This is a genomic window from Marinovum sedimenti (assembly GCF_054052205.1).
In genome coordinates this window covers 2960186-2970000 of the sequence record NZ_CM133223.1, presented here as the reverse complement: position 1 = coordinate 2970000, position 9815 = coordinate 2960186, and the positions used below count along the sequence as shown (strand labels likewise).

Below are 9815 nucleotides of genomic sequence, written 5' to 3'. Positions count from 1 at the left end.
TTTTGGCATCGGAGGGCTTGGTCCCCTCGCCTCAGAGACCGAAACACCCCCCGCGACTCGGAAAATCCGGCTTTTTGAGTCGGATTCAGGCCAGAGTCGGGTTCGATTCAGGCCCGATTCATCCCAGGTTCACCCGAAATTCTTCCTGACCGACTGCTTCGGGGTCCAGAATGAAGGTACAGCCCTGCAAAGCCCCCTCGGATTCGAGCCCCTTCCCAGCGCTCGTGACAAACATTGTACTCAAATCGGCCCCGCCAAACGCCGGACAGGTGGTTTGCCGCCCCGGAACCTCGATCGCGCGATCGAACCGACCATCGGGATGATAGCGCGCCACCCGCCCTGCCCCCCATTGTGCATTCCAAAGCCCGCCCGCAGCATCGACCACCGATCCATCCGGATTAAGGCCATCGGCATTCAGGTCAGCAAAAACCTCGGCACGCCCCGACGGCCAGCCTTCGCTGTCGAGCGCCACAACCATGATCTGGCGAGTGGGCGTGTCGGCATAATAGGCGTGTCGCCCATCCGGTGCGAAACAGATCGAATTGGAGATCGTGATCTCAGGCAGGATCGTTTCCACCACACCCTTATAATAGCGATGGATCGCCCCGGCCCCCGGCTCTGCCTCAAAACCCATCGTGCCAATCCAGAACCCGCCATAGGGATCGGCCCGGCCATCGTTGGAGCGTGTCATGGCATTGTCGGCCTCAAGCGGGCACAGCACCTCGTGCGCGCCACTGGCAATGTCGAACCGCATCAGCGCGGTTTGCGAGGCAATCAGCAAGGTCTCGCGATCAACCCAACCGGCTGCTGAGACATGCTCGTCAAACTGCCACTCCAAGGGTGTATCGCCATCACGGCTCAACAGCCGGTGCCCGACGATATCAAACCAGAACAATTGCTGACGCTCGGGATGCCACAAAGGCCCCTCCCCCAAGGCGCAGGCGCGCGCGTCATAGATGTGGTCGTTCATATGTGGCCTTTCCCGTGGCGGCGCGCCGGTTTCGTCATCTGGCCAGCCACGCCTGAATGGTATACCAAATTGATACATCCAGCGCGCAGTGCGTCAAGCCGGGAACAGCGGGTCGCAGACACCCCCCGGCCCCAAAGGCTGCGAGACACCACACACAGGACCCCGATCATGAATACGATTTTTGTTCTCAACGGCCCCAACCTTAACCTGTTGGGCAAGCGTCAGCCCGAGATCTATGGCTATGACACGCTCGAGGACGTCAAAGCGCTGTGCGAAACCGTGGCTGCCGAGGGTTTTGATATCCGGCTTGAGCAATCCAACCACGAAGGCCAGATCATCGACTGGATTCATGAGGCGCGCGAGGCGGGCTGTGGCATCGTCATCAACCCGGCCGCCTTTACCCATACATCGGTGGCCATTCTTGACGCGCTCAATGCTTTTGAAGGGCCGGTGATTGAGGTGCATATCTCCAACGTCCACAAACGCGAAAGCTTTCGCCACCATTCTTATGTGTCGTTGCGCGCCGAAGGGGTGATTGCCGGCCTTGGGGTCGAAGGCTACGCGGCGGGCGTGCGCCGCATCTGTAATCTTGTTGCCAAATAACGCGAAAGGGGCGCCCGCAAGCGCCCCTCTTCTGCATTAATTTGCGGCGACGGCTTCTTGCCGTTGGGTGCCCAACCCCTCGACCGTCACTTCCATGACATCGCCAGGTTTGAGGAAGCGCTGCGGCTTCATCCCCATGCCAACGCCCGACGGCGTGCCAGTGGCGATGATGTCACCCGCTTGCAGTTTCATGAACTGGCTCATGTACGATACGATCTGGCGCACCGAAAAGATCATGTCGGCGGTGTTGGAATCCTGCACCGTATCGCCGTTAAGCTTGAGCGACACGCCCAGCGTCTGCGGATCTGGCACCTCGTCGGCGGTCACGAGGTAGGGGCCGACCGGGCCAAAGGTGGGGGCGGATTTGCCTTTGATCCACTGGCCGAGCTTCTCGATCTGGAATTCCCGCTCGGAAACATCGTTGATGGTGCAATAGCCCGCCACATGATCAAGCGCGTCCTCTTCGGAGACATACAGCGTGTCACGGCCGATGATCACGCCCAGTTCGACCTCCCAATCGGCCTTGGCAGAGTTGCGTGGGATGATCACATCGTCGAACGGACCGGACAGCGCCGAGCTGGCCTTGGAAAACAGGATCGGCTCGGAGGGCGCATCCAGGCCGCTTTCGACCGCGTGCAGCGCATAGTTCAGACCGACGCAAAAGAAGTTCGGCACCGAGGCAAGGCAGGAGCCGATGCGGCCGGGGTTTTCCACCAGCGGCAAGGAGGCAGGGTCGATGTCGCGCAGGGATGCCAGCGCATCGATGCTGACGGCGGCGCCGGCCAGGTCGGGCACATGTGCGCTCAGATCGCGGACATTTCCGTCGGCGTCCAGCATGCCGGTCTTTTCGGTGCCCGGCGCACCGTATCGCAAGAGTTTCATCGCTCTTTCTTCCTTAGGTTCAGTGAGTGTCTTGACAGGGCCCGGTCAGTCCGGGCTTGCCGCGTGATCCGCAGCGGTTTCTTCGGTGGTTTTCTCAGCGGTCTTTTCGGTGGTCTTGAAGAAATCCGTCACATTGATGATCAGGTGTTCGAGATGCAGGTTGACCTGCGTCTGCGTGGCGTCGACATCGCGCGCCTCAAGCCCGTCGATGATGGCGGCGTGCTGGGCCAGCACCCGTTCGCGTGAGCGTTTGTTGATCGCCGACAGGAAGCGCGCCCGCCACAGCCGCGCCAGATAGGCGGAATGGGTCTCGACCAGCATGTCGTTGTAAGAGGCGCGCACGATGGCAACGTGAAAGCTCATGTCGACCTCGAAGCGGTCCACATCATCGAGGCTGTCGTAATTGGTGGCCATATGACGTTCGAGACGGCGAATCTCGGCCAGATCTTCGGGCGTCGCACGTTGGCAGGCCAGTTTGACAGAGAACAGCTCCAAGGCGCTCAGGACTTCGATGGCGTTGGACACTTCGGTCAGCGTTGGTTCGGCCACGATCGGGCTGCGCGAGGGGCGCAGAATCACCAGCCCCTCATTGGCCAGAATACGAATCGCCTCGCGCATCGGCGTGCGGCTGACCCCCATCTCCAGCGCGTTGTCGCGTTCCTTGAGCGGGGCACCGGGCGCCAGCGTGCCCAGCAGTATCTCGCGGCGCAATTGCTTGGCAATCTGTTCGGCACGGTTCTCAGCCGCCATTGCATGAGCCTTTATCAACAGTTCCAACAGCTTTGGGCCACCACCGTCCCAAAGAGCGCCCAAATTTCAGGCTTTCAAATTTGGTATACCAAAAGTTATTGATTGTCGAGAAGGCTTTCGCTAGCCTGCCGGTGCGAATGGTATACCATCGCCAACAGGGGCCGGGAGCGCCCCGACGATACGGCCTTTGGGCCACCAGGGAGGAAAGACCAAATGAAATTGAAAACGCTTTTGAAGTCGGCAACCGTTGCAGCGCTGGCCGTCGCCGGCACCGCAAACGCGGCCGAAGACATTACCCTGCGCATTCAGACGCACTATGCAACCGAGCACCCCTCGGGCAAGCTGGCGGCACAATTCATCGACGACGTGCAAACCATGTCGGAAGGTTCGATCACCATCGAGATGTTCTATTCCTCGTCCGTGGTTGCCACGACCGAGACGTGGGACGCCGCTGTGAACGGCATTCTTGACTGTGACATGACCGGTGGCGCGTATCAGACCGGCAAAAACCCGGCGTTCCAGTTCGTCGGCGATATCATGGGCGGCTATGACACCCCCTATCAACAGCTGAGCTGGCTGTATTACGGCGGCGGCTATGACGCGGCCCAATCGCTATATAACGAATTCAACATGCAGCTCGTCGGCTGGTGGATCTATGGCCAGGAAAGCTTTGCCTCGTCCAAGCCGATTGCTGGCCCCGAAGACCTCAAAGGCTGGAAGTTCCGTTCGCCTCCGGGTCTTGAGACCGAAATCTTCACCGAACTGGGCGCAACCCCGATCGTGATGGACTTCACCGAGATCTTTACCGCGCTGGAAACCGGCATCATCGACGGCGCCGATGCGTCGGGCCTTGCCAACAACGTTGGCCTTGGTCTCTACGACATCGTCAAGCACGCCAACTATCCCGGCTTCCACTCGATGCCGTCGGATCACCTTGCGTGTAACAAAGACGTCTGGGACGGCATGAGCGAAGGCCAGCGCCGCATCATGGACACCGCGATGCAGAAACTGGCCCTGCACACCGCGATCTCGAACGAGAAGAAGAACGCCGAAGCGGCTGCGATGCTGCAAACCCAAGGCGTGACTCTGTATGACTGGTCCGCCAAGGACAAAGCTGACTTCCGCGCCGCCGCTCAAAAAGCATGGGATGGCTGGGCAGAAAAAACACCGGAAGCTGCGGCTCTGGTGGCAAGCCACCGCAGTTATCTGACCCAGCTGGGTCTGATTTCCGCCAAGTAAGCCACCCCTTCGTGAACGGCTGAGAGAGACGGCGGGCTCGCAACCATGAGCCCGCCGCTTTTGTTCGCCACCGCGCGCGGCACGCACGCCCGCGAAAGGCTGAACAACAATCCTACTGGTAGGGAGACCGGTATGACCCAGGAGAGTGTGTGGCTCGGGCCACTTCGCGGACCTGTACGAAAAATCGCAATCGCTTTTATAACGTTCACCATGCTGATGTATGCATGGCTGGCCATTAACCTGCTGATTTCCGAAAACGCCGTCGGCATTCACGAGTTGATCCGCCCCGAAGGGGGCATTCAGGCCAAACTGATGCTGTTTGCGATCTTGGGCAGCCTCATATCCGGATCACTTTATCTGTCCGACACCAAAGGCGCGATCGAACCCGAGCCGCATGGCTTTTTCGACATCCTGTCGCTTGTCACCTCGCGGATGGCGATGATTGGCATCGTGCTGATCGTGCTGGTGATGTTCTACGAGGTCATCTCGCGTTACGTGTTCAACATGCCAACGCTCTGGGCCAACGAATTGTCGCTCTGGATCGCGGCGGTGGTGTTTCTGTTTGCCGGGCAATACGCCATGCAACAGCGCAGCCACATCCGCATCTATGTGATCTACGACATCATGCCCCGCTGGATGCAAAAGACCTCGGATGTGATTTCCGTATCGCTGATCGTCGGCTTTACCTTTGCGCTGGTCTGGGGCGGCTGGAACGATGCCTATACCCGCCTGATGCGGATGGAGACCTTTGGCACCGCGTGGGATCCGCCCATTCCCGGCACCATGAAGGCGGCCATCCTGTTTATCATCGTTCTGGTGACCATTCAGGCGGTGTCCAACCTGATTGCCGATTGGAACAAGGCCCCCGAACACCACTCACCTCTTGATGACATTGACGAAACCGAGATCGCAAATATCCGGAAGACGTTGGAGGACCCTAAATAATGGTCGATATCGGCACACTCAGCCTTCTGGTGCTTCTGGGCATGTTCGCGCTGCTGGCAATCGGCATGCCGCTTGGCTTTGCCTCGGCCTTTCTTGCGGTGGTGACACTGGTCCTTAAGTTCGACGTCGACATCCTGTTCAAAACCTTTGGTCGTGGCCCGTTTTCGGTGCTCGGCCAGGCGGTCTATCGGCAGATGACGAACTATGTCCTGATCTCGATCCCGCTGTTCATCTTTATGGCGGCACTGCTCGAAAGGTCGGGCATCGCGCGTGACATGTATAGCTCGCTCAATGTCTGGATGTCGCGGATGCGCGGCGGCATTGCTGTTGTCACCTCGATCATGGCTGTCATCATGGCCGCCATGTCGGGCATCATCGGCGGCGAAGTCGTTCTGCTCGGGCTGATCGCCCTTCCCCAGATGCTGCGGCTGGGGTATAACCAGAACCTCGCCATCGGCACGATCTGTGCGTCGGGGTCGCTGGGCACAATGATCCCGCCGTCGATTGTCCTGATCTTCTATGGTCTGGTCACCGAAACCTCGATCAAGGCGCTGTTCACCGCCTCGTTCCTGCCCGGTTTCATGCTGGCGTCGTTCTTCATCGCCTACATCATCATCCGCACACAGATGAATCCCTCGCTGGCCCCGCTGCCAGAAGAAGACCCAAGCGCACCGAAAGGCTCGGAAAAGGGGCTGATGTTCCTGGGCTTCCTCGGTAAATTCACCATGTGGTTCACCGCCGTCCTGCTGATCCGGGCGCTGTTCTTTACCATCACCGGTGAAAACAAAATCGTCGAAGGCGTCGAGCCGATTGCACTTGGCATGGTCAGCTCCATTCCGTGGATCGTCGGTGCCTTTGTCATCTCGGCCCTGATCGTCTTTGTGCTTGTCGGGCGCGAACGCACGGCGCAAGGCTGGGAAATGGGCAAAGGTCTCGTCGCCCCGATCATCGTGATCGGCGTTGTGCTCGGGTCCATTTATATGGGCATCACCGGCATCACCGAAGCGGCGGGCATGGGCGTTGTCGCCGTGTTTGTGATCAGCCTCGTGCGGCGCGAGATGAGCTTTGAGGTCGTCTGGGACAGCCTGCTGCGCACGCTGAAATCCACCGGCACGATCATCTGGGTCACCATCGGCGCGGCGGCGCTTGCGGCGGCGTATACGCTGGCGGGCGGGCCGAACTATGTGGCCAACCTGATCATCGGGGCCGACATGCCAACAATGGGCGTTATCCTGGTGATGATGTTCATCTTCCTGATCATGGGGATGTTCATGGATTGGGTCGGCATCGTTTTGTTGATCATGCCGGTGTTCCTGCCGATCGTGCTGAAACTGCCGGTCGAGGAAATCGGCCTGATCGGTGAACTCAACCCGCGCCATGTGGCGATCTGGTTCGGCGTGGTGTTCTGTATGAACATGCAGGTCAGCTTCCTGTCGCCGCCCTTCGGCCCGGCGGCCTTCTACCTCAAATCCGTGGCCCCGCCGCATATCTCGCTGACCGATATCTTCCGCGGTTTCCTGCCGTTCATCAGCTTGCAACTGATTGCGCTGTCGGTGCTGCTGATCTGGCCTTCGATCATCTCGATCTTCCTCTAAGGCCGAAGTCATTGATCGGGGCGGCACCCTCCGCCCCGATCCCCCAAAGGACCCGTTGACTGTCAGGCCTCCAAGACCTGACGCTCTGCCGGCCCCGCGCCGCCCGCATAGGCAACACCACACCAATATTCGCCGTCAGTGCGCCGACTGCCCAGCCTGCGCCTGACCCCCACCTTCTTCTGTTCTCAAATACCTCGGGGGTCCGGGGGCAGCGCCCCCGAAACGCCCCACCCAGCCAAAGAGACCCGACCATGAGCATTGTCCGCCTCGCCGCCGCCGATAACGTCGTCACCGCAATCACCCCGCTTAAGATCGGCACCCAAGGCGCCACCCAGATCGTCCCGCGCGGCCACAAGATGGCGAGCGACGACATCGCCAAAGGCGCGCCCGTGCGCAAATACGCTCAGGTCATCGGCTATGCTGCCGAGGACATCGCAAAGGGCGCGCATGTCCACACCCACAACCTCGAATTTCGCAACGTTGACGCGGAGTATGAATTCTCGACCAATCTGCACCCGGTCGCCCCGGCCACCACCCAGGACAGCTTCCAAGGCTACCGCCGCGCCAGTGGCCGGGTCGGCACCCGCAACTATATCGCCGTGCTGACAAGCGTGAACTGCTCGGCCACCGCCGCGCGGATGATCGCCCAGCACTTCACCGACGAAAAGCTCGCCGCATACCCCAACGTTGATGGCGTCGTGGCGTTCGTGCACGGCACCGGCTGCGCGATGGGCGGCGATGGCACCGGCTTCGAGGCGCTGCAACGCGTGCTTTGGGGCTATGCCCGCAATCCCAATGTCGGCGGCGTGCTGATGGCCGGTCTGGGCTGCGAAATGATGCAGATCGACTGGCTGATCGAAGCCTACGGCCTCACCCCCGGCCCGCTGTTCCAGACCATGAACATCCAAGATGTCGGCGGGCTGCGCAAATCTGTCGACCTCGGCATCGCCAAGATCGAAAAGATGCTGCCAAAGGTCAACGAGGCCACCCGCGAAAGCTGTCCCGCGTCCGAGCTGATGGTCGCGCTGCAATGTGGCGGGTCCGACGCGTGGTCGGGCATCACCGCCAACCCGGCGGTCGGCTACGCCTGCGATCTTCTGGTCGCGCAGGGCGGCACCGGCGTTCTGGCCGAAACGCCCGAAATCTATGGCGCCGAGCATCTGCTCACCGCCCGCGCCAACACCCGCGAGATTGGCGACAAGCTGCTCGGTCTGATCGACTGGTGGGAGGATTACACCGCCCGCAATCGCGGCTCGATGGACAACAACCCCTCGCCCGGCAACAAAAAGGGCGGGCTGACCACCATCCTTGAAAAGTCGCTTGGCGCGGCGGCCAAGGGCGGCACCACCCCGTTGATGGGCGTGTTTCAATACGCCGAACCGGTCACGGCGCGCGGCTTTACCTTTATGGACAGCCCCGGCTATGACCCGGCCAGCGTGACCGGCCAGATCGCCTCTGGCTGCAATCTGGTGTGTTTCACCACCGGGCGCGGATCGGCCTTCGGGGCCAAACCGAGCCCCTCGATGAAGGTCGCCACCAACACCGAAATGTACACCCGCATGACCGACGACATGGACGTGAACGCCGGTCGCATCTTGTCCGATGGGGCCAGCGTCAAAGAGGTGGGCCGCGAAATCTATCAGATGTGGCTGCGCGTCGCCTCGGGCGAGGAAACCAAATCCGAAGCACAGGGGCTGGGCGATTTCGAATTCGTCCCCTGGCAAATCGGAGCCGTGATGTGACGGCCCTCCCGCTCTGCATCATCGGGGCCGGTCTGATCGGCCTGCGCCATATCGAGGTCTGCGCCGCATCGGACGCCGTGCGCCTGACCGCCGTGGTCGAGCCGCACCCCGCCACGCGCGAAAAGCTGTTGCAGCAAGGTCTGCCCGCCGTGGCCGACCTTGATGATGTGCCCGGCGACACCGCAGCGGCGATCATCGCCACCCCAACCCCCGATCACGCCCCCACTGCCCTGCGCTGCATCGCGCGCGGCTGGGCGGTCTTGGTCGAAAAACCCATCGCCGGTTGCCTTGCCGATGCCCGCAAAATGACCACCGCCGCGAACACCGCAGGCGTGCCGCTTATCACCGGCCACCATCGGCGCTGCCATCCCTTCACACGCGCGGCGGGCGCGGCCATCGCCGACATCGGCGCGCCGGTTGGCGTGCAAGGTTTCTGGTCCTTGCGCAAACCCGACGCCTATTACCAACTCGACTGGCGCAGACTGCCGGGCGCTGGCCCGTTGATGACCAATCTCAGCCACGAAATCGACCTGCTGCATGTCCTGATGGGCGAGATAACTGAAGTCACCGCACTGGTCTCCTCGGCGCGCCGCACCATGGTGATCGAAGACACCGCCGCCATTGCTCTGCGCTTTGCCAGCGGAGCTTTGGGGTCGTTCCTGATCTCCGATGCCGGAGCCTCGCCGTGGTCGTTTGAGGCCGCGAGCGGCGAAAACCCCGGCATCGCGGCCAGTGGTCAGGACTATCTCCGCGTCACCGGCACCACAGGCGCGCTGGAGTTCCCCTCCCTCACCCGCTGGGCACAATCCGCCCCGGGCGAGGTCGAATGGTCCAAGCCAATGGCCCCCTCCCCCGCCGCAGCTTTCGCCCGCATCGATCCCCTGTTGGAACAACTGAACCGCTTCGCCAAAGTGGCCGGGGGCGGCTCTGATGACGTGCTCTGCTCTGGTGCGGCAGGCACGGCCAGTCTTGAAATGACCCTCGCTGTGATCCTGTCGGCGCAACGCGCAACCCCAGTTCAAAAAGGGCAGGTGCCCGGCGATTTCACCGGTGCCTAAGGATTAGACGAATAAATCGCCAGAGCATCAA

Annotated in this window: 9 protein-coding genes; 6 read left to right on the top strand and 3 right to left on the bottom strand. The window is 61.0% G+C overall.

Annotation, left to right across the window (positions count from 1 at the left end; genetic code table 11):
- Positions 1–118: 118 nt before the first annotated feature.
- The gene (locus ACW9UO_RS14250) at positions 119–970 is read right to left on the bottom strand and encodes an SMP-30/gluconolactonase/LRE family protein (RefSeq protein WP_457086452.1); all 852 of its coding nucleotides are present in this window, start codon (positions 968–970) and stop codon (positions 119–121) included.
- A 168-nt stretch (positions 971–1138) separates the two neighbouring features.
- On the opposite strand from ACW9UO_RS14250, the gene aroQ reads away from it, so the two are divergent.
- Positions 1139–1573, top strand: coding sequence for a type II 3-dehydroquinate dehydratase (aroQ, locus tag ACW9UO_RS14245; protein WP_457086451.1), 435 nt, complete (start codon positions 1139–1141; stop codon positions 1571–1573).
- A gap of 36 nt (positions 1574–1609) precedes the next feature.
- Here the strand turns inward: aroQ and ACW9UO_RS14240 are convergent, their stop codons facing one another.
- Both ACW9UO_RS14240 and ACW9UO_RS14235 read right to left on the bottom strand, forming a co-directional pair.
- Positions 1610–2455, bottom strand: coding sequence for a fumarylacetoacetate hydrolase family protein (locus tag ACW9UO_RS14240; RefSeq protein ID WP_457086450.1), 846 nt, complete (start codon positions 2453–2455; stop codon positions 1610–1612).
- A 45-nt stretch (positions 2456–2500) separates the two neighbouring features.
- Positions 2501–3268, bottom strand: a complete 768-nt coding sequence (locus tag ACW9UO_RS14235; RefSeq protein ID WP_457086449.1) for a GntR family transcriptional regulator — start codon at positions 3266–3268, stop codon at positions 2501–2503.
- 150 nt (positions 3269–3418) lie between these two features.
- On the opposite strand from ACW9UO_RS14235, the gene ACW9UO_RS14230 reads away from it, so the two are divergent.
- From ACW9UO_RS14230 to ACW9UO_RS14210, 5 genes are all read left to right on the top strand, one after another.
- On the top strand, positions 3419–4444 hold the full coding sequence (locus ACW9UO_RS14230) for a TRAP transporter substrate-binding protein (RefSeq protein WP_457086448.1): 1026 nt from the start codon (positions 3419–3421) through the stop codon (positions 4442–4444).
- Positions 4445–4654: 210 nt separating this feature from the next.
- Positions 4655–5389, top strand: coding sequence for a TRAP transporter small permease subunit (locus ACW9UO_RS14225; RefSeq protein WP_457086447.1), 735 nt, complete (start codon positions 4655–4657; stop codon positions 5387–5389).
- Positions 5389–6984 carry a TRAP transporter large permease gene (locus ACW9UO_RS14220; protein WP_457086446.1) on the top strand — a complete coding sequence of 532 codons (1596 nt, stop codon included), beginning with the start codon at positions 5389–5391 and terminating at the stop codon, positions 6982–6984. Before ACW9UO_RS14225 ends, ACW9UO_RS14220 begins: the two co-directional genes overlap by 1 nt.
- 251 nt (positions 6985–7235) lie before the next feature.
- Complete coding sequence (locus ACW9UO_RS14215; protein WP_457086445.1) at positions 7236–8726, top strand: UxaA family hydrolase; 1491 nt, start codon at positions 7236–7238, stop codon at positions 8724–8726.
- Positions 8723–9784, top strand: coding sequence for a Gfo/Idh/MocA family protein (locus ACW9UO_RS14210; RefSeq protein WP_457086444.1), 1062 nt, complete (start codon positions 8723–8725; stop codon positions 9782–9784). Before ACW9UO_RS14215 ends, ACW9UO_RS14210 begins: the two co-directional genes overlap by 4 nt.
- The last annotated feature ends 31 nt before the right edge of the window (positions 9785–9815 follow it).